Raw genomic sequence first — 21,926 nt, 5'->3', positions numbered from 1 at the left:
CGGATACGACATCGAAGGAGAAACCCGTGTCCCACCCGCAGCCGAATGAGCTGTACCGACCGATCGAGCTGACGTTCGAGGGCGCCGGCGTCATCCCCGCCGACCGCACGCCGCTGACGCTGCGCGCCCAGCATGGGCCGACCGGCCAGGAGCGCGTCGTGGCCGGGTTCTGGGACGGCGGCACGACCTACCGCGCCCGATTCGCCCCCGACCTCGCCGGCGAGTGGACGTGGTCGACCGATTCCGACGATGCGGCATTGGCCGGGCGCTCGGGGGCCTTCGACATCGTCGCCGGCGGTGATCACGGGCCCGTCCGCGTCTCCCACCGGTTCCACTTCGCGCACGCCGACGGCACGCCGTTCCGCCCGGTCGGCGCGACCGCGTACAACTGGCTGCACCAGGACGAGCCGCTGTTCTCTTCGACCGTCGACGCGATCGCCGAGGCGGGGTTCAACAAGTTCCGGTTCATGGTCTTCCCGCAGGGCGGCGGCTACATCGAGCACATCCCGGCCCTCATGCCGTTCGAGAAGACGGACGGACGCTGGGACGTCACCCGCCCGGTGCCCGAGTTCTTCCAGCGACTCGACCGGGCCGTCGAGGTGCTGGGGGAGCGCGGCATCCAGGCCGACGTCCTCGTCTACAACGCGTACGACCGCGGCCAGTTCGGGCTGAACGAGCTGACGGAGGAGGAGGATGCCGTCTACCTCCGCTACCTCGTCGCGCGACTGGCCGCCCACCCGCACGTCTGGTGGTCGCTGTGCAACGAGTTCGACCAGCTCGAGCGACCCGCCGACCGCTGGGACCGCACCGGCGCGCTGCTGGCCGAGATCGACCCCTACGACCACCTCCGCTCGATCCACAACTGGATCGAGCTGTACGACAACAACCAGCCCTGGGTCACCCACGCGTCGATACAGAACGGGTCGGTCACCACCGACTTCGGCCGCGCCAACCTCTACCGCGACGTCTACGGCAAGCCCGTCGTGCTCGACGAGATCAAGTACGAGGGCGACATCCCCGACCGCTGGGGTCACCTCGACGCCGAGCGGCTCGTGCACCAGTTCTGGATCGCCACCGTCGCGGGAACGTACGCCTCCCACGGCGAGAGCTTCGTCACCGAGTCCGGCAGTCTCCATATGGTCGAGGGCGGCCCGCTCAAGGGCGACTCGCCGGCGCGGCTGGCGTTCCTCCGCGGCATCCTCGAAGAGGTCGACGGCCCCGGCCTGGACCCGATCGACAAGTGGGACGACCCTGCGTACGTGGCCGGCATCCCGCGCCGTCTCTACGTCCAGTACCTCGGCCCGTCGGCGCCGGCGACGTGGGACTTCCGGCTGCCCATCGGCGTGCCGGGCGAGCGACCGGAGGAGGGCGACGTGTTCGAGGTCGACGTGATCGACACCTGGAACATGACGATCACTCCCGTCGGCCGCCGGTTCGCGCTCGACGACGTGCAGCGCAACGACGCCTACGCCCGGGCGTCCGCACCGGTCGAGCTGCCCGAGGGCGAGGCGCTGGCCTTGCGCATCACGCGCGTGACGGACTGACGCGTGGTCGCGGCATCCGATCGCCTGAAAGCCTGGCGCGGCGGCCCGCGCCTGGGGACGGCGTACTACAACGAGTACCTGCCCGACCCGTCGCGGCTCGAGACCGACCTTCGGCTGATGACGGATGCCGGGATCACCTGCATCCGCGTCGGAGAGTCGGTGTGGTCGACGTGGGAGCCGCGCGACGGGGAGTTCGACCTCGAGTGGCTGACGCCCGTGCTCGACGCGGCGCACGCGCACGGGATCGACGTCATCCTCGGCACCCCCACCTACGCCGTGCCGCCGTGGCTCGCGCGCGCACACCCCGAGCTCGCGGTGGTGCGCAAGGACGGCGGCTCCGTGCCGTGGGGCGGCCGGCAGGAGGTGGATTACACGTCCCAGCTTTTCCGCGGCTACGCGGAGCGCGTCATCCGCGCCGTGATCGGCAGGCACGGCCGGCACCCGGCGGTCATCGGTGTGCAGCTCGACAACGAGGCGGGCCTCCATCTGATCCACAACGACCAGGTCGTCGGGCGCTTCCGCGACTGGGTCGCCGAGCGCTACGGCGATGTCGGGACGCTCAACCACGCGTGGGGGCTGACGTACTGGTCGCACCGCATCGCGGAGTGGGACGAGCTGTGGGCGCCGTCGGGCAACACCACCCCCGCCTACGACCTCGCCTGGCGGCGCTTCCAGGCCGAGCTCACCGCCGACTTCATCGGCTGGCAGGCCGACCTCGTCCGCCCGCTCGTAGGCGACGACACGTTCCTCACCACCTGCATCGCCTACCAGCGTCCGGCGATGGACGACGTCGCCGTCGGCGCGCGGCTGGACATCGCCAGCGGCAACGCGTACTACCTCGCGCAGGACGCGATGGACCTGGAGCGTGACGGCGCGGGCGGTCAGTGGTACGCCGACGACGTGCCGCAGCTCGTGCTCATGGCCGACCGCATGCGGGCGTCCCGCCAGGGTCCGTTCCTCGTCACCGAGACGGGCGCTGCCTCGATCGGCCCCGCGTGGCTCACCCGCCCGCCGTACGACGGGCAGCTCGCCCAGGCGGCGTGGCTGCTCGTCGCCCGCGGCGCGCGGCTCGTGTCGTACTGGCACTGGCACACGCTGCACTCCGGCGCCGAGGTGCACTGGGGCGGCATCCTCGGCCACGACCTCGAACCAGGGCGGATCCACGCCGAGATCGCCGCGATCGGCCGGCAGTTCGGGGCGGCGGCGCCCTGGCTGGCGGATGCCGAACCCGACGCCGACGTCGGCCTGGTGTACGCGCACGACAGCGAGTGGATGATGACGTTCGAGCCGCCGCTCGCGCACGGCGCCGATGCAGACCGGGGATCGTACGCGCGCATCGTGGGCGCGTTCGGACGCGCGGCGGTCGATGCCGGGCTGCAGGTGGGGTTCGTCAACGACCGGCAGCTGCCCGACCCGGCGGAGCTCGTGCGGCGGTACCCGGTGCTCGTCGTCGCGGGCCTGGTCGCGGCATCCGATCCGACGCTCGAGACGCTCGTCGAGTACGCCCGCCTCGGCGGCCGGCTGGTGATCGGCCCCCGCACCGGGTACGGCGACGACGAAGGCCGCATGCGACCCGTGCGGGCCCCCGCGATCGTCGGGCCGGCGGCCGGGGTCGGCTACCGGGAGTTCGCGGCGCTCGCCGAGCCGATCGAGGTGCAGCGCGACGGCGTGGTGGTCGGCACCGCGCACGGGTGGGTCGACGGGCTCGAGCCCGACGGCGCCGATGTCGTCCTCGCGTACCGGCATCCGCTGTTCGGCCGATGGGCCGCCGTCACGCGCCACGAGGTCGGTGCGGGCGCGATCACGGTCGTCGGCACGCTGCTCGACCGGGCGACGCTGGCGGACGTGATGACGGATGCCGCCGCCCGCGGCTCCGCGGGCGACGCGGCGCCCGGTCGGCCGGAGCTCCCGGGCGATGCGGCGCCCGGTCGGCCGGAGCGCGCGGGCTCCGCGATCCTCACCGCGCGGCCGGCGTCGGTCACCGCGCACTCGCTCACGGGTGCGCAGGGTCGCGTGTGGGTGGTGCACAACTGGTCGCCTCACGCCCGCACGGTGGGGGTCGCGGCGGACGCGGCATCCGTCCTCGACGACGTCCTTCACCCGGCAGGCACCGAGGTCGACCTCGCGCCGTGGGACGTGCGGGTCTGGCGCGAGGCGCCCTCCGTCGCGGCGAGCCCGCCGTCCCCGTCCGCCTCGTGAATCGGTTGAACGCAGGGACGTGGGGTCAGGGGGTGCGCCGGTAGTCGCGTGGGGAGACGCCGCGCAGGCGCTTGAACGTGCGGCCGAAGTGGGAGAGGTCGCGGAAGCCCGCGGTGGTGCCGATGTCGGCGATGCTGCGGTCGGTCGTGCGCAGCAGGGTGGCCGCGTAGCCGATCCGCAGGCGTGCGATGTACTCGGAGATGGTCTCCCCGGTCGACTCCGCGAAGGCGCGCGAGAGATAGGTCCGCTCCAGGTGGACCCGTGCCGCCAGGTCGGCGAGGCTCTGGCTCTCGGTGAACGAGCGATCGAGGTGCGCACGCACCTCCTCGACGGCGACGTCCGTGCGGCGGCGGGAGCTGCGGGCGGGGAGGAAGCCGTGGTCCGTGATCGCCCGCGCGCACTCGACCAGCAGCGCCCGCCGCAGGGCGGCGACGGTGTCGCCCGTCCCCGGGCCCGGATGGAGGGTCTCGCGTTCCAGCAGCTCGAGCAGTGCGCGCGTCGGGGCGACGTCGTCGATCGCGACCTGGGGGAGCCGCACCCGGGGTGCGTCGCCGAGCGGCAGGAGGGCGGCCAGCGCGCGGTCCAGCGGCGGCGCGAGCGGCTGGACCGGATGCGCGTCGACGTCGAGGTAGACGTTCACGACCTCGAGCGCATCGCCGTCGGTGATGAGACCGTGACGCTCGCCGGTACGCGTGACCGCGAACGACGGGCCCGTGACGGCGTACTCGGTCTCGTCCAGGACGTGCCGACCGGTGCCGCGCAGCACGAAGGTGAGCAGGACCACGTCCACCCCGTGCAGGTCGAGCGTGGGGCTGATGAAGTCCGTGAACCTCTCGGCCGCGACGCCGTGCTGTTCGAGCGTCGCGTGGCGTCCGCGGACGCGGGCGTCAGGCATGACCGTCAACATCCTCCGACATGTCGTCAACATACACGTGGAATACGACGCAGAATCGGCGGATATTGCTCTCATGACGATCTTCGCCGACACCACCGCCTGTGTGGGTGCAGGCCAGTGCGCGCTCGTGGCGGGCACGCTCTTCGATCAGGACGATGACGGGATCGTCGTCGTGCTCGACCCCGACCCGACCGCGGACGACGACGTCGCCGCGGCGCTGCGCGCGGCGTCGCTCTGCCCCGCGCGAGCGATCCGCGTGACGGACCGATGACGCATGTGCTGATCGTCGGCGCCTCACTCGCGGGGTTGACGACCGCCGAGAGCCTGCGTGCCGAGGGGTTCGACGGGCGCATCACGCTCCTCGGCGCCGAACGCCACGCGCCGTACAGCCGGCCGGCGCTGTCGAAGCAGGTCCTCTCGGGAGAGTGGGATGCCTCACCCCTTCGCGGCCGCGCCGAGCTGGCGGGGCTCGACGCGACCTTGAGCCTCGGCCGCGCCGCCACGGGGCTGGACCCGCGGCGACGCGAGGTCGCGGTCGGTCGCGAACGGGTCGGGTACGACGAGCTGGTGATCGCCACCGGCGCGGCGGCGCGGCATCCGTTCCCCGCGTCGCAGACGCTGCGGACGATCGAGGACGCGCACCACCTGCGCGGGCGGCTCGCGCGCGGCGACCGGATCGCCATCATCGGGGCGGGCGTGCTCGGCTGCGAGCTGGCCGCCGCGGCGCGCACCGCGGGGTGTGCGGTGACCCTCCTCGCCCGCGGCGAGGGGGTCTCGCTGGGCGCCCTCGGCCCGCGCCTGTCGGCGCGCATCGCCGGTCTGCTGTGCGAGAACGGGGTCGAGCTGCGCACGCGTGCGCACGTCGTCGCCGTGGATGGTGCCGGAGTGCACCTCGCCGACGGCACGATCGCCGGCGCGTCGACGGTCGTGAGCTCCGTCGGCTGCGCGCCATCGGTCGAGTGGCTGCGCGGCTCCGGACTCGAGGTCGCCGACGGGGTGGTCTGCGATGCGAACGGCCGCGCGGCCGACGGCATCCACGCGGCCGGGGACGTCGCGGCCTGGACCGATCCGGCGGACGGGCGTCCCCGGCGCACGGAGCACCAGCAGACGGCGATCCTGCAGGCGCAGGCGGTGGCCCGTCGTATCGTGACGGGTGAGGCATCCCCGCCCATCGAGCCGTTCTTCTGGACGACGCTGTTCGGCACGCGGATCCTCGTCCACGGCCGGGTGCGGCCCGATGCCGAGCTGCGCGTGATCGCGGGCGACGCCGACGGCGACCGCTTCGTGGTCGCCGCGCGGCGTCAGGGGCGCATCGAGGCGCTCGTCGGATGGAACATGGCGCGCGAGTTCCGGATCGCCCGCGCCGACCTCCTCCGCGCCGAAGGGAGTCTCGTATGACCGGATGCCCCTACCGCGAGCGTCGCCTGCCGACCGACGGCACGCCTCTCGCGCCGTCCCCGGCGCTGGCGATGTGGCGCGCCGAAGCGCCGGCGACGCCGCTGCGCTACCCCGACGGGCCGGACGGACTCATCGTGACCCGGCATGCGCTCGCGCGCGACGTGCTGGCGGATCCGCGGTTCACCGTCGCGGTCCACCGCTTTCCTGGGCCCCAGGAGGGGACGGGCCTCGACGACCTCGACGGGGCCGGGCGCGCCGCGCTCGCCGCCTCGAACCTGCTCGCGCTCGACGGCGAGCAGCACCTCCGCATGCGGAGGGCGATCCTGTCGCAGTTCTCGATGCGCGCCGTCCGGGCCCGCGAGGACGCGGTGGCCGGCATCGTGGCCTCGCAACTCGCCGACTTCCTCGCCCGCGAGCAGCCCGCCGACCTCTTCGCGCACTACGCCACGCCGATCTCAATGCGCACGCACTGCCTGGTGCTGGGCGTGCCCGACGCGCTGGAGCCGCGGTTCGGCGAGCTGTTCGTGACCGGCACGTCGACGACGCAGGAGAAGTTCGACTACATCCGCGACCTCCTCGCCGCGAGGGAGGGCTCACCGGGCGACGACGTCATCACCCACCTGCTGCAGGGTGAGTGGACGCGCGCCGAGGTCGAGGGGATCCTGCTCGTGCTGATGACCTCCGGCCGTGATTCGGTGGCCTACCTCATCTCGACGGCGCTGGTGGCGCTGCTCACGCACCCCGACCAGCTCGCGGTGCTCCGAGACGATCCCGCGGCGCTCCCGGGCGCGATCGAGGAGTTCATGCGGGTGGGGGCGATGTTCGTCACGCTGTTCCCTCGCACCGCGCGAGAGGACGTCGAGCTGCACGGCGTCGTCATCCCCGCGGGCACCACCGTCGCCGTCTCTCCCGTGGCCGCGAACCACGACGAGCGGCAGTACGACGATCCCGACAGGTTCGACGTCACCCGCGACGCCTTCGGCCATCTCGGCTTCGGTCACGGACCGCATGGCTGCGTCGGCCAGCAGCTCGCGCGCCTCGAGATCCGCGAGGCCGTCGGACAGCTGCTCGCCGCGGCCCCCGGCATCCGTCTGGTGCACGCCGAGCAGCTCTCACCGCTGCCGTTCGCGCACCCCGTCGCGACGTACGAGGCCGGCGCCGTCGAGGTGGCCTGGCGCTGACCCTCGTCGTGAACAGCAGGGATCGGGGGCCGGGGGCGGGCGGTGGGGCCGGCGGGGTCAGAGCGTGAGGAACGACGTGGGAGGGACGTCGGCGGTGCGGGTCGCGCCGTCGGGGAGGGTCACCTCGACCCGTCGCGGACGATCGTCGAGGTTGGCGACGAGGACGGTGACGCCGTCGCGGCCCGCCGCGCCGCCCGCCTCCGCGCCGTCGGCGCCGGTGCGGGCGCCGAGGGCCCAGACGAGGCCGTCGGGGGAGTCGCCGCGCAGCCCGGGCGTCCCCGCCAGTGCGGCGAGCGCCGAGACCGCGGCGAACGCGGGGAGCGCGGTGCCGTCGGCCGTGCGGACGCCGCGCGGCCCCCACTCCTCGAAGTACGCGAGCGTCGCCACCCCGGGGACGGCGAGCGCGGCGGCGCTCGCCACCGTCCACGCGGCGAGCTCCGGGGCGGACTGCCGCGGGTCCGCCGCGTCGATCAGCGCCGAGCCGTAGCCGTCGCGCAGGTCGTCGTGGTCGGGCATCGGCGGGGGCGTCGTGGCGACGTCGTTGAAGTGCGGGCGCAGCGAGATCGGCCCGATGTGCACCGGCGGTCCGCCCGCCAGCTCGACGGCCTGGGTCGCCACGAGCCGCTGCATCGGCACGGACTCCACCAGCTGGGCCGTGCTCAGACTGTGGAAGAGCGGGGTGCTGCTGAACACGACGCCGTCCAGCCGCCGCGGCAGGCGGTGGTGCTCGCGATTGAGCTCGGTGAAGTGCGAGCGGACGCCGCCGACGATCGGCGCATCCACGCCGGCCTCGGTGAGCGCGTGGCGCAGCAGCCCGATCGCCTCGAGGTCCGAGACGTGCCGGGCGGGCCCGGTGGGCCAGAACGCCGTGACACGTGCCACCGGCAGGTCGTGCAGCGCGAAGACGGCCTCGTCGATGCTGGTCGGGTCGTCCTCGGCGAGCACGAACCGCACATCGAGGGGGAGAGCGGATGCCGCGGCCCGGCCGAGCGCGGCCTGCCAGGTTCGGGTGGCGAGGTCGAGCTCCACCAGCACCGCGGCGGGCCACGCGCCGGCCCCCGGCGAGCCGTCCGGCCCGGACGGCGCGGCGTCGGGCGACACCGCAAGCCCGGACGGCGCCGGGTCGGGCGCCGTGGCGGCGGACACCGCGATGGCGGGCATCGCCGGGCCGTCCTCCAGGCGGATGCGGGCGACCTCGTCACCGGCTCCGGCGATGGGCGTCCCCGACACCGAGACGTCGACGGTCTGGACGATCCGCTCGCCGGCGGCCAGTTCGTAGGGGAAGGGGAGCGCGAGCGGACGGCTGTACGTCTTGTACGAGGCATCCGTCCAGTTGCGCTGATCCTCCATCTCGAACACGTCGCCGGCGAATCGCAGGTCGACGTCGAGGCCCTCGTGCGACCACGCCAGCCCCGCGATGTCGAACGCCGGCTGGTGCGGGCTGATGGCGACGGGGTAGCGGGAGTGCTCCACCGTCCCCCCGGAGTGGCGCACCTCGAGCGCGGCGCCGGCCAGCCCCGGTGGGTGCAGCACCACCAGTCCGGTGCGGTTCGTGGCGAAGGCGGTAGCCGACTCCAGGTCCGTCAGCAGCCGCAGCCTGCCCGGTCCGCGGATCTCGGCCCGCACGATGCCGCGCAGGTCGGACCCGAGCCCCTCCGAGTGCACGTGCAGCGTGAGGGCGATGCCGGACTCGTCGACGCGGTCGACGACGAGCCCCGCGGTGTCCCAGTTGCGGTCCCGGACGACCGCGCGCACCGACCGCAGCACCACGACGCCGTCGCAGGCGATGTCGGCGAACTCGTCGTCGCGCAGCTCCAGCGACCACCGGCCGCTCCGCCACGACCGTGCCGGCTCACCCTTCCACACGTCTGCCATGCGCCCCATCTTCGTCGCGATCCCGCTTCCGCGGGTCAGATCGTGGTCATCCCGCCGTCGACGGAGAAGAGCGCACCCGTGGCGAACGCGCCGTCGTCGCTCGCGAGGTACACCATGATGCCCGCGACGTCGTCGGGCGTGCCGGCCCGGCCGAGCGGGATGCGGCCGATGATCGCCGCCCGCGACGCGGGGTCCTCGCTGATGGCGGCGACCAGCGGCGTCTCGGTGTACGCCGGCTGCACCGTGTTCACGCGGATGCCGCGGTCGGCGTACGCGGCGGCGACCGTGCGGCCGAGACCGTGGATGCCCGCCTTAGACGCGCTGTAGGCGGTGAAGTCCTTGCCCTCGCCGTTCACGCCGGTGGGGCTCCCGGTCAGGATGATCGACCCGCCGCCGCGCGGCAGCATCGAGCGCACCGCGTGCTTGACCGTCAGGAACGTCCCGGTCAGGTTGATGTCGATCGTGCGGCGCCACACGTCCAGGTCGAGCTCGGCCGCCTGCGCGTCCTGCCCGAACAGCTGCACGCCGGCGTTGGCCACGACGACGTCGGGCGCCCAGCCGGCCGCCTCGACCTCGGCGAACGCCGCGGCGACGGCATCCTCGTCCGAGATGTCCATCGTGACCGCCCGGGCGTGCTCGCCGATCTCGGCGGCCGCGGCCGCGGCCCCGTCGCCGTTGCGATCGGCGAGGACGACCCGCGCGCCCTCACGGGCGAACCGGGTCGCGACGGCGAGGCCGATGCCGAGCGCCGCGCCGGTGATCAGTGCGGTCTTGCCTTCGAGCTGCCCCACGTCAGCGCTCGATGTGGTCGAGGTGGAGCATGCGCGCGAGGTTCTTGTCGAGCTCGTCGTCGCGGAAGATCTTCTTCCAGTCCTCCTTGATGATCGACTCGCGGCCGTAGTCCATGGCGATGAGGCAGGCGTCCGAGAACGGGTTGTCGCCGCGCAGGCCGTTGGCGAGGGCCACCTGGGTGTGGCCGTACAGGATGCTGCGGGCGGCGGCCTCGGGAACCCCCATGGTGTTGATCGCCTCGTCGAGGGCCTCGTTGAGGAGCGAGCCGATCATGCAGGCGACGGTCTCGACGAGGGTGGGCTCGAGCTGCGCGAGTTGCTTGACGGTCACGAAGTGGACGTCGATGACGGGGGCGTAGATCGCGCGCACGGTGGCCTCGACGATCTCCTTGTGCGCGGGGTCGTCGCTCTCGACGGCGGCGATCGCATCCTGCGGGGCGGCGATGCCGCCGAACGTGTCGGCCCATTCCTCCTTGGTGGTGCGCTCGAGGAACACCGAGGGGTGGCAGGGGTGCGCGACGGCCTGGACGACGTCGTCGCGGGTGGTGAGCAGGCCCGCGTACGCGGCGGCGGGGTCGAGCGTCAGCACGATCGCGCCGGACTTCAGCTGCGGCACGAGGTCGGCGGTGACCGGGCCCAGGGCGAGGTCCGGCACGGCCAGCACGACGATGTCGGCGTCGGCGACGGCGGTGGCGGCATCCGTCAACTCCCGTCCGGCGTCCAGCGTGCGCTGGCGACCGGCGGGCGAGTTCTCGACGTACCAGACGGTGTGGTCGGTCTTGACGAGGTTGTTGGACACGCGCATGCCCATCTTCCCGCCGGCTCCGACGACGGCGATCTTGTAGGTGGCGGTGCTGGTGTTCGCAGCGGTCGTGCTCATGACGTGCTCCTCAGGTGTTCGATGGTTCGGCGGGTCCATTCCCGCTCGATCCGGATGGTGGTCTCGGCGTCCGTCTGCCAGGACAGCCAGTGCTCGACGATCTCGTTGACGCCGCGCTCTCGCGGGCGGACGGTCTCGAGCAGGTGGGGGTAGTCGTGCAGCCCCTCGCCCATGGGCGCGCCGCTGTAGGTGAAGCCGACCCAGCCGGGCTGGCGGGCGAACGCGAAGTCCTTCACGTGCACGTTCTTGACGTGCGCCGCCGTCCGCTCGACGCAGTCGCGCGGCAGCTCGAGGCGCGCGACGACGTTGGCCGGGTCGAGGCAGATCCCGAGCCGTTCGCTGCCGATGCCGGCGACGAGACCCACCAGGTCGGCGGTCGAGACCTGCTCGTACGTCTCGAGGGCGAGATCGACGGCGGATGCCTCGTACGCCGGCAGTGCCGCACGCAGCCACTCCTCGGCCTGGGGCAGGGTCGGGCGGGTGTCGGGCGAGTAGAGCATGCTGCGTACGAGGCGGGCGTCGAAGACGCCGGCGAGGTCGAGGAAGCGGGCGAGCCGGTCGGGCTCGATGCCCTTCGTGCCGAGCTCGATCGCGATGCCGAGGTCGCGGGCGGCGGCTGCGGCATCCGTCAGCTCCGCGTCGTCCATCTGCTCCAGCGGCGCGTAGTCGCAGATCTGGAACAGGCCGACGCCGAGCTGTCTGGTCGCCTCGAACGCGCCGACGAGCGACAGCGGGCGGGGCACCCGGTCGGAGTGCTGCCAGAAGAACGCGTACGTGCCCAGCCCGATCATGCGTCGCCCTCCGGCGTCGTCCCGTGAGACCTCACCGTGCGGACGAGACCCTGGGGTTCTCCCTCGGTCTCGTCCGCCGACCGGGGTCCCAGAGAAGGGGAAGGGGCGACCTCCGACCGCGACCGCGAGGCGGCGAGGGCGGATGCCTCGTCGAGCACCGCGACGAGCGCATCCGGGTCATGCGCGAAGCGGCCGAGGAAGAGGCCGTCGACACTGCCCGCGAGGCGGGTGAGCAGGCCGGGACCGGCGGAGCCGCCGTAGATGACGACGCTGCCGGCACGCGCCGGGTCGGCGTCGAGCGCGGCGCGGAGGGCACGGGTCACGGTGGTGATGTGCTCGTCGGCGCCGGGCTCGGCAGCCCCGATCGCCCACACCGGCTCGTAGGCCACGATGACGGGTCCGGCGGGCACGTCCTCGAGGTTCGCGGCGAGCTGTTCGACGTTCGCGAGCGCGGCGGCGGGGCTGCCGAGGCGCTCGGCCTCGCCGATGCACAGCACCGGGGTGATGCCGTGGCTGAGCGCGGCGGCGGCCTTGGCGGCCGTGACGGTGTCGGTCTCGTCGAACAGCCGGCGCCGTTCGGCGTGACCGATCTCGGCGACGGCCACGCCGACCTCGGCGAGCTCGGCGGCGGTCACCTCGCCGGTGTAGGGGCCGGACGGGAACTCCGAGACGTCCTGTGCGCCCACCAGCACCGGGGTGTCGGAGAACGCGGCGAGGGCGGCGGGGATCTGCACGTAGGTCGGGATGACGAAGAACCGCACGTCGCCCGCGGCCACGGCGGGGTGGGCGGCCGCGCGCTGCGCCACGTCGGCGAACCACGCGCGCGCCCGCTCGTGCCCGAAGTACGTCTTCAGGCTCACCCCGACCGTGACCTGCGGCATCAGCAGGAGCCCGTGGTCTCGAACCGGTCGATGACGGCCACCTTGTCGGCCGAGGCCGACGTGGTGTCGAAGCGGTAGGTCAGCCATTCGCGCACCAGGCGGCGGGCGAGCTCGATGCCGACGACCCGCTGGCCCATGGTGAGCACCTGCGCGTTGTTGGACAGCACGCCCCGCTCGACCGAGTACGAGTCGTGGGCGGTGACGGCCCGGATGCCCGGCACCTTGTTCGCGGCGATCGCGACGCCCAGGCCCGTGCCGCAGATCAGCAGCGCGCGGTCGGCGTCGCCGTTCGCGACCTGCTGGGCGGCCTCGATGGCGACCGTCGGGTAGGGCGTGTGCCCGTCGGCGTCCACGCCCACATCGGTCACCAGGGCGACGCCGGGGTTGTCCTCGAGGTCCTTCTTGAGGATCTCCTTGTAGTCGTAACCGGCGTCGTCGCAGCCGATCACGATGCGCAGGGGCTCAGCCATTGGCGTTCTCCTTCACTGAGTTCTGGTCCGCGAGCATTTCGCCCACGGCGGTCACGATGAGCGCGAGCGAGATCGCGCCCGGGTCGGGGGTTCCCACGCTGTTCTGGCCGTGCGTGCGAGCGCGGCCCATGCGGGGGAGGAGGTCCGCCGTCGCCTGCGCGGCGCGGGTCGCGGCATCCGCTGCCGTCCGCCACGCGTCGGTCAGGGAGGCGCCGGCGTCGACGGCCTGGCTCAGCGTCGAGCTGAAGGGCACGAGCGCGTCGACGAGCGTCTTGTCGCCGACCTCGGCCTTGCCGTAGTCGGTGACCCCGCGCGAGCCGGCGGCCACACCAGCGGCGATCGCGGCGGGGTCAGGCCGGCCCTGGTCGCCGAGCGCCCGGGCGACCGCGTCGAGGATGAGGCCCCACAGCGCGCCGGAGGTGCCTCCGGCCCGATCGGACCATGCGTCGGCGGCGTGGGCGAGGGTCGTCTGCGCGCCGGCGCCGGCCTCGACCGCGGCGGTCGCCGCAGCAAGCGCGGCGTGCGAGCCGCGCTGCATGCCGATGCCGTGGTCGCCGTCGCCGGCGATCGCGTCGAGGCGGCCGAGCTCGTCGACGTGCGCGTCGACGGTCTGGGCGATGGTGCGCACCGCGGCCAGCACCGTCCGGGCGACGGCGCGCGACGGCTCGTCGGCGTCGGGGATCTCGGCGGCGTCGGCCGCGGCATCCGTCACCGCTGCCCGCTCCTGCGGGGCGACGGAGCCGCGACGGTACGAGGGCGTGTCCACCGCGGTCTCCCACAGCTGCGCCAGCTCGTCGTCCAGCCAGAACAGGGTCAGCGACGTGCCCGCCATGTCGAAGCTCGTGCAGTACTCGCCGACGTGCGGGTCGACCAGCTCCAGGCCGGCACCCTCGAGCAGCTGGGCGACGCGCCGGTAGACGACGAACATCTCCTCGTACTTCAGCGACCCCAGGCCGTTGAGGATCGGCACCACGCGGGCGCCGTCGACCTCGACGCCGTCGGGCACCTCGGCCAGCAGCTTCTCGACCAGGAGCTCTGCCAGGCCGTCGGCGGTGGGGATGTCGGTCTCGTCGATGCCCGGCTCGCCGTGGATGCCCAGGCCGACCGCCATCCGCCCCTCCGGGACGGTGAACAGCGGCTGCTCGGCGCCGGGCAGCGTGCAGCCGGTGAACGCGACGCCGAACGAGCGCGTGCGCTCATTGGCCAGCCGGGCCAGCCGCGTCACCTCGGCGAGGTCCGCGCCCGCCTCGGCCGCCGCCGCCGCGATGCGGAACACGGTCAGGTCGCCCGCGATGCCGCGCCGCTTGTGCTTCTCGTCCGGGGTCGCGCTGAAGATGTCGTCGGTGACGGTGACCGTCTCGCACGCGATGCCCTCCGAGCGCAGCCGCTCCTGAGCCGCGTCGAAGTTCAGCACGTCTCCGGCGTAGTTGCCGTAGCTGAAGAGCACGCCACCGCCGGCCTCGGCGGCCTTGGCCACCGCGTACACCTGCTGCGTCGAGGGCGAGGCGAACAGGTTGCCCATCGCCGCGCCATGCGCGAGCCCCGGACCGACGAGCCCCCCGAACGCGGGGTAGTGGCCCGAGCCGCCGCCGACGACGACCGCGACCTGGCCGGCCGGCGACGTCGTGCTGCGCACGACTCCGCCGGGCACGCGGCGCACGTGGCGGCCGTTGGCCGCGACGAAGCCGTCGATCATCTCGTCGGCGAAGTCCGCCGGCTCGTTCCACAGACGCGTCATCGCACGTCGCCCTTCGCGGTCCCGGCGACGCCGACGGTGTCGGCGCCGGAGACGGTGTCGTCCTCGTCGTCCACCGTGACCGGGGTGATGCGGTTGCTGCGGGAGAGCAGCACCATGAGCACGGCCGACACGAGCATGACGAAGCCCACGATGAACATCGGGACCTCGTAGCCGCCGGTCCAGTCGCGCACGGCACCGGTGACGAACGGCGCCGAGAAGCCGGCCAGGTTGCCGATCGTGTTGATGAGGGCGACGCCGGCAGCGGCCGCAGCGCCGGTGAGGAAGCGCGTCGGCAGGGTCCAGAAGTTGGGGAGGGCGGCGAAGGTCGCGCACGCGGTGACGGTGATGACCGCGATCGTGGCAGCGGGCGAGCCGGCGAACAGGGCGAGCGGGATGCTGACCGCACCGGCGATCGCGGGACCTGCGATGTGCCAGGTCTTCAGGCCGCGCCGCGAGGCGTCCCGCGACCAGAAGTACATGACGATCGCCGCCGGCAGGTACGGGATCGCGGTGATGAGGCCCTTCTGGAGCGTGTCGAAGGTCTGGCCGGTCTGCGCCTGGAAGCCCTCGATGATCGTGGGCAGGAAGAAGGCCAGCGCGTACAGGCCGTAGATGAACCCGAAGTAGATGAACGACAGCACCCACACGCGACCGCTCTTGAAGGCGAAGCGCGCCGACACGTGGCCGTGCTCCTTCTTCTGGGTCGCGGCCTTCTCGCGGTCGAGTGCGTCGGTGAGCCAGACCTGCTCCTCACGGGTCAGCCACTTCGCGTCGGCCGGCTTGTCCTTGAGGTAGAACCACGCGATGACGCCGACCACGATCGCCGGGATCGCAACGCCGAAGAACATGAAGCGCCAGCCCTCGAGCCCGAAGAAGACCTCGTGCTGCTGGATGAGCCAGCCGGCGAGCGGGGCGCCGATCACCGTGGTCAGCGGCTGGGCCAGGTAGAAGAGCATGAGGACGCGGCCGCGGTACTGCGCGGGCACCCACAGGCTGAGGAAGAGGATCGCGCCCGGGAAGAATCCCGCCTCGGCGACACCCAGCAGGAACCGCAGCACCACGAGCTGCTCGAAGTTCTGCACCCACGTGAACAGCAGCGCGACGATGCCCCAGCTCACCATGATGCGCGAGAGCCAGCGGCGGGCGCCGAACCTGTGCAGCGCCAGGTTCGAGGGCACCTCGAGCAGGATGTAGCCGATGAAGAAGACGCCCGACGCGAAGCCGAACTGCGCGGCGCTGAGCGCGAGGTCCTCGTTCATGCCGTTGGGGGCGGCGAAGCCGATGGCGGTGCGGTCGAGGTAGTTGATGAAGAACATCAGCGCCACGAACGGCACGAGGCGCATCGACACCTTGCGGATGGCTGACCGCGCCACCGGTGGCGCGTCGGTGGTGGTCTGGTTCTGGTCCACAGTGACTCCTGCTATCGACGATGATCGAGGTTACTCGGCGTCCATTGTGGCAAACCGGTTGACCAATTGCAAACGGCGGATGCCACGACGTCAGGACCGGCCGGCTCCGGCGTCCGCGATCTCGAACTCGAGCGTCTCGCCGTCGGGGCTCCCGGGACGGATCCGCAGCTCGATGTCGGCGAAGCGCTGCGTCCACAGGTCCGGCGGCCCGGCATGCGCCGCGATGGCCGCCTGGGCGGCGGGGTCGTCCAGGGCGTCGTAGACGAGCCACTGCCCGTCGCCCATCCGCATCGAGCCGGACCGCGCGGGATCGCACAGCCATGCGGCGATGAGCACCGTCGCGCCGGCCCGCGCCCGGACCGAAAGCGCGTCGAGCGTGGCGCCGGGCAGGCGGCTCCCCGCGACCACCACGAGCCGCGCGTCGGCGAGCTGGTCCGCGCGGACGTTCTCGTCGAACACGAGGACGCCGCGCGCCGCCTGGAAGAGGCCGTGCATGTGCGTCTGCTCGGGCGCGCCGCTGGGGAGGGGGAACTCCGATCGCGGGATGCCGTTCAGCCGGTGGCGGGGAAAGTCGTAGCCGGGGATGTGGAGGCAGCTGCCGTGGTCGGGGATCTGCCCATGACTGAGCGCATGCCATGCGGCGAAGACGCTGCGCGAGGTCGCTGGCGCGGTGGCCGCGCGATTGCCGAAGGGTCGCTCGCCGCGCCCGAAGTCGCTGTCGTCGGCGTGCACGAGGGCGATGTTGGCGCGGGCGTCGCGGTGGCTCCAGCGCAGCGGATGCCGCGGCACGAAGTCGCGCACGAACTCGCGCCACACCTCGCCGTGCGCGGTCCGCTCGAAGCGGCCGCCGCCCCGGTGCCGCACGAGCACGTCGATGTTCTCCACGAACAGCCTCGTCGGGGCGAAGAAGTAGGCCAGTCGCAGCGCGGACGCGAACTCCGCGGGTGAATGGCCGGGGAAGCCGGGGGCGCGCGTGGGCCAGGGGCCGACGTCCGGCCCCCACAGGTCGGCGCACACCCACAGGTCGCGGCCGTACTGCAGGGCCGCTCCGAGGGCGGTTCCGAGCTGGAGCGGCTGGAACGATTCCTTCATCACCTTCGGGGCCGGCGTCATCCCGGCCCGGGCGAGCGTGTGGAACATCACCGGGAAGACCTGCTCGGCGAGGACCGGCACCGCACGGCCGCCGGACTCCGAGGCCTCCCGGACGTCGCGCACCAGCCCGCGCACGGTGCGGTCGATCACCGCGACCGACTCCTCCGCGGTGAGCCCGTCGGTCCGGCCGAAGTGGGGGAGGTGGTCGTCCCGGCGGTACTGGTCCGCGTGGATCTGGAGGTGCTCCGGCTCGTCGTACAGCACGCCGGCCAGCCGACCGGTCTCGGCCGCCGCGCGGATCACCGCCGCCGGCACGTCGTAGCGGTTCGTGCCCTCGGCGTACGGACCGTTGATGTTGCCGTACTCGTTGCCGAGCACGATATCGATCCCGGCCGCCGCGAGATCGCCGAACAGCGCGTCGTGGTCGTGCTTCGTCGGGATGACGTGATGCACGTAGAACTCCGCGCCGAGGTCCTCGAGCGCCGACACGAACTCCTGCGGTGTCGGAGGGGGATCCTGCGACGGGATCGGGATGCCGGTCCCGGTGCGCATGATCTCGTCGGAGGCCGGCCCCGCCCACGGGTCGTGGAAGGCGACGACCGGACCCTGGATGCCGAGGCTCGGGCGGGCGTCGGAGCGGCCGGGATCGGCCGTTCCGCTCTGCGGTGAGGTTGAGGACATGGGCGGGAGCTCCTCCGGTGGACGGTGCGGACAGGACGGCGGGCCGGCGACCGAGGTCGCCGGCCCGCACGCGTGCTACTGGCCCAGCACGACGTCCATCTCGGCGAAGAACTGGTCGACGGCCTGGTCGACCGTCAGCGTGCCGAAGTTCAGCTCCTCGGTCAGCTCGCGGAACTTCTCGTGCAGCGAGCCGTAGCCGACGATCGGCGCCGGCGGGGCGTCGCCGAGGCGGTCGGCGATCGACGCCTCGTAGTCCACGATGTCCTGGCTGACCGGGTCGAGCTCGGCGGCTTCGCGTGCCGTCGCCGAGGCCGGCAGGCCTCGGTTGGTGCCGAAGATCTCGCCCGACTCCGGCGAGTTGATGAGGAAGTCGATGAGCGTGGCGGCTGCGGCGGGGTGCTCGGAGTTCGCGGCGATCGAGTACATCTGCGATGCCTTGAGGTAGAGGTCCTTCGCGCCCTCGACCGACAGCGGCGGAGCCTGCAAGGTCACCTCGTTGCCCTCACCGAGGTTTGCGAGGTAGCCGGCGAGGAAGTTGTCGGTCTGCGTGTCGCTCGCGCTCAGACCGCTGTCGAACGCGGTCATCGGCTGCACCTCGGCGATCCGCTGCTGCGGGACGAACTGGCCGTTGTCGCGCACCTCGGCCCCCTCTTCCCAGTACTCCGTGAGCCGCTCCTCGTCGAAGCCCGGGTTGCCCTCGTCGTCGAAGAGGTCCTCGCCCTCGGCGCGCAGCTGCATCTCGAAGTTCACGAAGCGCGAGCTCGGGTCCACGCCGCCCCACACGTCCTCCACGCCGGCCGCCTTCGCCGCGTCGCTCACCTCGGCGACCCATTCGTAGTACTCGCCCCACGTGCCGCCGGCGAACGGGTCGACGCCGATCTCGTCGAGGACCGTCGTGTTCATGAACATCGACCAGGCGTTCGTCGAGATCGGCACGGCGGTGGTGACCCCGTCGACCACCCCGGCGCCGAGCACGGACGGCTCGATCGGGTCGGTCTGGATGATGGTGCCGAGGTACGGCTCGAGGTCGAGCAGCGAGCCGCCCTGCGAGTACTGGCGGATGTAGGCGAGATCCATCGTCACCACGTCGGGGAGCCCGTTGCCGCTGGCCTCGATCTGGCGCTTCTCCCAGTAGTCGTTCGGCGAGAGGAAAAGGATCTGGACGTCGATGTTGGGGTGCTGGTCCTCGAACACCTCGATCGCCTCGTTGTAGAGCTCGGCGCGGACGTCGTTGCCCCAGAAGGTGAACGAGATCGACACCTCCTCGTCGGGGTCGAGGGTGGGGTCGGCGCTGGAGGGCGCCGCCGAGGACGCACACCCCGTCAGTCCGATCAGGGCGGCCAGCCCCACTCCCGCCGTTGCCGCCGCCAGCTTCCTGTTCCGGAACTCCATCGTCATAGCCTCTCGTCGTCGAGCATTCAGGAAACGTTTTCTCACGTGGTCGCGAGAAGGGCGACCTGCGTCGCCCGGGGCTAGTCTGGCAAACCGGTTGACCGAATGCAATGTCGGACCTGCGCGGACTGCCGTAAGTTGTTCGCATGCCCGCGTACCCCGACGACCGCTCCGCGGAGATCACCGCCGCGCTCGGCGCGCTTCCGAGCGGCACGCCGGTGTCGGAGGTGGCGCGGCGTCTGATGGACCTCTTCACCACCGGCGACCTCGAGGCCGGCACCCGCCTTCCTCCGGAGCGCCAGCTCGCTGCGACCCTGGGGGTGGGGAGGTCGGCGGTGCGCGAGGCGCTGGCCGCTCTGGAGATCCTCGGCATCGTCGACGTCCGCCCGGGCTCCGGGACCTACCTGCGCGGCACCGCGAGCGAACTCCTGCCGCAGACGCTGCGCTGGGGGCTCCTCATCGGCCGCAAGAACACCGCCGAGCTGCTGGAGCTGCGCTCCGGGCTGGAGATCTACGTCGCCCGGCTCGCGGCCGGCAGAGCCGCGGCATCCGATCTGCGCGCGCTGTCGGGCTCACTGGAGCGCATGCAGCGCGGCACCGGCGATCTCAAGGCCTTCGCCCGCGCCGACCTGGAGTTCCACAACGCGCTGGCCACCGCGGCGGGCAACGACACGCTCGTGGACCTGCTGCACGTCGTGCGGTCGCTGCTCCAGGTCTACGCCGACCGGGCGGTGCACGACGAGGCCGAGGCCCGCGCGGCCATCGACGAGCACGGCGCCGTGTTCCGCGCCATCGAAGCGGGCGACGAGGATGCCGCGGCCTCGGCCATGGCGACCCATATGGCGACCGCCTCCCAGCGGCTCGCCGCCGAAGCCTCGCCCTGACGTTCCGGTTCGGCGATGAGCCGCCCCGACGCGAGCGGGTGAGGCGGGTCTTCGCCCGCTGACGGAGAATGGGGACATGGAAGGCGATCAGGGCGACTGCGGACCGTCGTGCGCGTGCGGGGCTCCGGCGCGTGCCCAGTTCGTGCGGATCGGGCGGACGGATGCCGCGCCCGCGGCGGCCGTGAACCCGGCACGTCACGCCGTCGAACAGGTCGCCGTCCCGGCGGGAGAGTTCACGATGGGCGACTCGTCGGGGGATCGCAACCCCGGCGACGGCGAGGTGCCGCTCCATCGCGTCGCGCTGCGCGCGTTCGCGATCGACGCCACGACCGTCACCAACGACGACTTCGCGCGGTTCGTCGACGACACCGGGTACCGCACCGAGGCGGAGACGTTCGGGTTCAGTGCGGTGTTCCACCTCGCCGTGCAGGCGCCGGCGTCGGACGTGATGGGGTCGGCGGCAGGCACGCCGTGGTGGCTCGGCGTGCGCGGGGCCGACTGGGCGCATCCGGGCGGCAGCGGCTCGACGCTCGACGGCCTCGGCGATCACCCCGTCGTGCACGTCAGCTGGAACGACGCGCAGGCGTACTGCGCCTGGGCGGGACGCAGGCTGCCGACCGAGGCGGAGTGGGAGTACGCGGCCCGCGGCGGCCTCGACGGCGCGAAGTATCCGTGGGGGGACGAGGAGGTCGACGCGGGCGGCTGGCGCGCGAACATCTGGCAGGGCGAGTTCCCCAGGGTCAACACCCTGGACGACGGCTACCTCGCGACGGCGCCCGCGAAGACCTTCGATCGCAACGGATACGGGCTGTGGCAGCCGGTGGGCAACGTGTGGGAGTGGTGCGCCGACTGGTTCTCGCCGCGCACGTACACCGAGGCCGCGGCAGTCGATCCGCGCGGCCCCGACCGCGGCGGCGCGCGGGTGCTCCGCGGCGGCAGCTACCTGTGCCACATCTCGTACTGCAACCGCTACCGCAACTCGGCACGCTCGCAGAACACCCCCGACTCCTCGATGGGCAATGCCGGCTTCCGGACGGTCGCCGCATGAGCGGGGAGCGCCGGTTCCCGGCATCCGTCTTCGGGCAGGGATTCGAGCCGGACGCCCGGTTCACCCTCGCCAACGAGCGCACCTTTCTGGCGTGGATCCGCACAGCTCTCGCGCTGATCGCGGGCGGCGTCGCCCTCGAGCTGCTCGGGCTGGAGCTGCACCCCGGGCTGCGCCTGGCGGCGTCGCTCGTGCTGGTGGTCGCGGGAGTGCTCACGCCCGCGCTGGCGTGGGTGGGATGGTCTCGCGCCGAGCGGGCGCTGCGGACGGGTCGTCCGCTTCCCAGCTCGCTGCTGGGCGTCGTGCTGGCCATCGCGGTGACCGCCGCCGGTCTCCTCGTGCTGCTGGCCATCCTGCTGCGATGACGGGACTCTTCGACCCCGGTCTGCAGCCGGAGCGCACCGAGCTCGCCTGGCGGCGGACGGCCCTCGCGGTCGGCGTGGGGTCGCTCGTGGCGATGCGGCTGCTTCCCGTGGCGTTCTCCGACCCGTGGTGGATCCTGGTGGGCGCAGCCGGCCTCGTCTTCGCGGGGGCCCTTTGGGTCGTGTCGCGGCGGCGGGGCCGGCGAACGGTCCAGCTGCTCCTCACCCGAGGCGACCGCGCCCCGCTGCCGGGGGGCGGACTGCTGGCGTTCCTGGCTGTCTTCGTCGGCCTCAGCGGGTGCGTCGCGCTCGCCGTCGTGGTGACCGCCGCCGCCACCGGCGGGCTGGGTTGACCTCGTTCGCCGCCGCCGCAGGGCCGATATCCCGTGCAGCCATGATGACGGACGCCGAACAAGGA

General features: G+C 72.6%; 20 protein-coding genes. 9 read left to right on the top strand and 11 right to left on the bottom strand.

Annotation, left to right across the window (positions count from 1 at the left end; translation table 11 throughout):
* Nucleotides 1–26 precede the first annotated feature (26 nt).
* On the top strand, nt 27–1,544 hold the full coding sequence (locus ACWGUG_RS00480; RefSeq protein ID WP_452323490.1) for an apiosidase-like domain-containing protein: 1,518 nt from the start codon (nt 27–29) through the stop codon (nt 1,542–1,544).
* A 3-nt stretch (nt 1,545–1,547) separates the two neighbouring features.
* Entirely contained in the window at nt 1,548–3,743 is a 2,196-nt protein-coding gene (locus ACWGUG_RS00475; protein WP_452323489.1) for a beta-galactosidase, read from the top strand.
* 25 nt (nt 3,744–3,768) lie between these two features.
* On the opposite strand, the gene ACWGUG_RS00470 is transcribed toward ACWGUG_RS00475, so the two are convergent.
* Nucleotides 3,769–4,638: a helix-turn-helix transcriptional regulator gene (locus ACWGUG_RS00470; protein ID WP_452323488.1), complete on the bottom strand. Its 870-nt coding sequence runs from the start codon at nt 4,636–4,638 to the stop codon at nt 3,769–3,771.
* Here ACWGUG_RS00470 and ACWGUG_RS00465 point away from each other — a divergent pair.
* From ACWGUG_RS00465 to ACWGUG_RS00455, 3 genes are read left to right on the top strand one after another with little or no spacing between them, the layout of a single operon-like run.
* On the top strand, nt 4,637–4,909 hold the full coding sequence (locus ACWGUG_RS00465; RefSeq protein ID WP_336394493.1) for a ferredoxin: 273 nt from the start codon (nt 4,637–4,639) through the stop codon (nt 4,907–4,909). The two genes, ACWGUG_RS00470 and ACWGUG_RS00465, sit on opposite strands and share 2 nt — an antisense overlap.
* A complete protein-coding gene (locus ACWGUG_RS00460) occupies nt 4,906–6,036 on the top strand; it encodes an NAD(P)/FAD-dependent oxidoreductase (protein ID WP_452323487.1) in 1,131 nt (376 codons plus the stop codon). The genes ACWGUG_RS00465 and ACWGUG_RS00460 overlap by 4 nt, the downstream gene beginning before the upstream one ends.
* Nucleotides 6,033–7,217 (top strand): cytochrome P450, encoded by a 1,185-nt coding sequence (locus ACWGUG_RS00455; protein ID WP_452323486.1) that lies wholly within the window; start codon nt 6,033–6,035, stop codon nt 7,215–7,217. The genes ACWGUG_RS00460 and ACWGUG_RS00455 overlap by 4 nt, the downstream gene beginning before the upstream one ends.
* Nucleotides 7,218–7,274: 57 nt before the next feature.
* On the opposite strand, the gene ACWGUG_RS00450 is transcribed toward ACWGUG_RS00455, so the two are convergent.
* From ACWGUG_RS00450 to ACWGUG_RS00405, 10 genes are all read right to left on the bottom strand, one after another.
* On the bottom strand, nt 7,275–9,092 hold the full coding sequence (locus ACWGUG_RS00450; protein ID WP_452323485.1) for a hypothetical protein: 1,818 nt from the start codon (nt 9,090–9,092) through the stop codon (nt 7,275–7,277).
* A 35-nt stretch (nt 9,093–9,127) separates the two neighbouring features.
* Nucleotides 9,128–9,883 carry an SDR family NAD(P)-dependent oxidoreductase gene (locus tag ACWGUG_RS00445; protein WP_336394497.1) on the bottom strand — a complete coding sequence of 252 codons (756 nt, stop codon included), beginning with the start codon at nt 9,881–9,883 and terminating at the stop codon, nt 9,128–9,130.
* 1 nt (nt 9,884) lies between these two features.
* Complete coding sequence (locus tag ACWGUG_RS00440; protein ID WP_336394498.1) at nt 9,885–10,763, bottom strand: phosphogluconate dehydrogenase C-terminal domain-containing protein; 879 nt, start codon at nt 10,761–10,763, stop codon at nt 9,885–9,887.
* Nucleotides 10,760–11,554 carry a sugar phosphate isomerase/epimerase family protein gene (locus ACWGUG_RS00435; RefSeq protein ID WP_452323484.1) on the bottom strand — a complete coding sequence of 265 codons (795 nt, stop codon included), beginning with the start codon at nt 11,552–11,554 and terminating at the stop codon, nt 10,760–10,762. The genes ACWGUG_RS00440 and ACWGUG_RS00435 overlap by 4 nt, the downstream gene beginning before the upstream one ends.
* Complete coding sequence (locus ACWGUG_RS00430; RefSeq protein ID WP_452323483.1) at nt 11,551–12,435, bottom strand: triose-phosphate isomerase family protein; 885 nt, start codon at nt 12,433–12,435, stop codon at nt 11,551–11,553. Before ACWGUG_RS00430 ends, ACWGUG_RS00435 begins: the two co-directional genes overlap by 4 nt.
* Complete coding sequence (locus ACWGUG_RS00425) at nt 12,435–12,905, bottom strand: ribose-5-phosphate isomerase (protein ID WP_336394501.1); 471 nt, start codon at nt 12,903–12,905, stop codon at nt 12,435–12,437. Before ACWGUG_RS00425 ends, ACWGUG_RS00430 begins: the two co-directional genes overlap by 1 nt.
* Nucleotides 12,898–14,643, bottom strand: a complete 1,746-nt coding sequence (locus tag ACWGUG_RS00420; protein WP_378882875.1) for a dihydroxyacetone kinase family protein — start codon at nt 14,641–14,643, stop codon at nt 12,898–12,900. The genes ACWGUG_RS00425 and ACWGUG_RS00420 overlap by 8 nt, the downstream gene beginning before the upstream one ends.
* A complete protein-coding gene (locus ACWGUG_RS00415) occupies nt 14,640–16,052 on the bottom strand; it encodes an MFS transporter (RefSeq protein WP_452323482.1) in 1,413 nt (470 codons plus the stop codon). The genes ACWGUG_RS00420 and ACWGUG_RS00415 overlap by 4 nt, the downstream gene beginning before the upstream one ends.
* Before the next feature lie 90 nt (nt 16,053–16,142).
* Nucleotides 16,143–17,825: a hypothetical protein gene (locus ACWGUG_RS00410; RefSeq protein WP_452323481.1), complete on the bottom strand. Its 1,683-nt coding sequence runs from the start codon at nt 17,823–17,825 to the stop codon at nt 16,143–16,145.
* Between the two features lie 75 nt (nt 17,826–17,900).
* Entirely contained in the window at nt 17,901–19,217 is a 1,317-nt protein-coding gene (locus ACWGUG_RS00405; RefSeq protein WP_336394505.1) for an ABC transporter substrate-binding protein, read from the bottom strand.
* Between the two features lie 146 nt (nt 19,218–19,363).
* On the opposite strand from ACWGUG_RS00405, the gene ACWGUG_RS00400 reads away from it, so the two are divergent.
* The 4 genes from ACWGUG_RS00400 to ACWGUG_RS00385 all read left to right on the top strand — a co-directional run bounded on the left by ACWGUG_RS00400 (nt 19,364) and on the right by ACWGUG_RS00385 (nt 21,861).
* Complete coding sequence (locus tag ACWGUG_RS00400) at nt 19,364–20,101, top strand: FadR/GntR family transcriptional regulator (RefSeq protein WP_336394506.1); 738 nt, start codon at nt 19,364–19,366, stop codon at nt 20,099–20,101.
* 76 nt (nt 20,102–20,177) lie between these two features.
* Nucleotides 20,178–21,149, top strand: a complete 972-nt coding sequence (locus ACWGUG_RS00395; RefSeq protein WP_452323480.1) for a formylglycine-generating enzyme family protein — start codon at nt 20,178–20,180, stop codon at nt 21,147–21,149.
* Nucleotides 21,146–21,511, top strand: coding sequence for a YidH family protein (locus ACWGUG_RS00390; RefSeq protein ID WP_452323479.1), 366 nt, complete (start codon nt 21,146–21,148; stop codon nt 21,509–21,511). Before ACWGUG_RS00395 ends, ACWGUG_RS00390 begins: the two co-directional genes overlap by 4 nt.
* Entirely contained in the window at nt 21,508–21,861 is a 354-nt protein-coding gene (locus ACWGUG_RS00385; protein ID WP_452323478.1) for a DUF202 domain-containing protein, read from the top strand. Before ACWGUG_RS00390 ends, ACWGUG_RS00385 begins: the two co-directional genes overlap by 4 nt.
* The last annotated feature ends 65 nt before the right edge of the window (nt 21,862–21,926 follow it).

The sequence above is a fragment of the Microbacterium sp. NPDC055455 genome (assembly GCF_053619935.1).
Note: the sequence above shows the minus strand (reverse complement) of the source record. Positions and strands in the feature narration are given on the sequence as shown.

What these genes read in the sequence shown, in the direction of transcription:
- ACWGUG_RS00465 (WP_336394493.1), top strand. Translation starts at nt 4,637, where the DNA reads ATGACCGTCAACATCCTCCGACATGTCGTCAACATACACGTGGAATAC.
- ACWGUG_RS00470 (WP_452323488.1), bottom strand. Translation starts at nt 4,638, where the DNA reads ATGCCTGACGCCCGCGTCCGCGGACGCCACGCGACGCTCGAACAGCAC.
- ACWGUG_RS00460 (WP_452323487.1), top strand. Translation starts at nt 4,906, where the DNA reads ATGACGCATGTGCTGATCGTCGGCGCCTCACTCGCGGGGTTGACGACC.
- ACWGUG_RS00455 (WP_452323486.1), top strand. Translation starts at nt 6,033, where the DNA reads ATGACCGGATGCCCCTACCGCGAGCGTCGCCTGCCGACCGACGGCACG.
- ACWGUG_RS00450 (WP_452323485.1), bottom strand. Translation starts at nt 9,092, where the DNA reads ATGGCAGACGTGTGGAAGGGTGAGCCGGCACGGTCGTGGCGGAGCGGC.
- ACWGUG_RS00440 (WP_336394498.1), bottom strand. Translation starts at nt 10,763, where the DNA reads ATGAGCACGACCGCTGCGAACACCAGCACCGCCACCTACAAGATCGCC.
- ACWGUG_RS00435 (WP_452323484.1), bottom strand. Translation starts at nt 11,554, where the DNA reads ATGATCGGGCTGGGCACGTACGCGTTCTTCTGGCAGCACTCCGACCGG.
- ACWGUG_RS00430 (WP_452323483.1), bottom strand. Translation starts at nt 12,435, where the DNA reads ATGCCGCAGGTCACGGTCGGGGTGAGCCTGAAGACGTACTTCGGGCAC.
- ACWGUG_RS00425 (WP_336394501.1), bottom strand. Translation starts at nt 12,905, where the DNA reads ATGGCTGAGCCCCTGCGCATCGTGATCGGCTGCGACGACGCCGGTTAC.
- ACWGUG_RS00420 (WP_378882875.1), bottom strand. Translation starts at nt 14,643, where the DNA reads ATGACGCGTCTGTGGAACGAGCCGGCGGACTTCGCCGACGAGATGATC.
- ACWGUG_RS00410 (WP_452323481.1), bottom strand. Translation starts at nt 17,825, where the DNA reads ATGTCCTCAACCTCACCGCAGAGCGGAACGGCCGATCCCGGCCGCTCC.
- ACWGUG_RS00405 (WP_336394505.1), bottom strand. Translation starts at nt 19,217, where the DNA reads ATGGAGTTCCGGAACAGGAAGCTGGCGGCGGCAACGGCGGGAGTGGGG.
- ACWGUG_RS00400 (WP_336394506.1), top strand. Translation starts at nt 19,364, where the DNA reads ATGCCCGCGTACCCCGACGACCGCTCCGCGGAGATCACCGCCGCGCTC.
- ACWGUG_RS00395 (WP_452323480.1), top strand. Translation starts at nt 20,178, where the DNA reads ATGGAAGGCGATCAGGGCGACTGCGGACCGTCGTGCGCGTGCGGGGCT.
- ACWGUG_RS00390 (WP_452323479.1), top strand. Translation starts at nt 21,146, where the DNA reads ATGAGCGGGGAGCGCCGGTTCCCGGCATCCGTCTTCGGGCAGGGATTC.
- ACWGUG_RS00385 (WP_452323478.1), top strand. Translation starts at nt 21,508, where the DNA reads ATGACGGGACTCTTCGACCCCGGTCTGCAGCCGGAGCGCACCGAGCTC.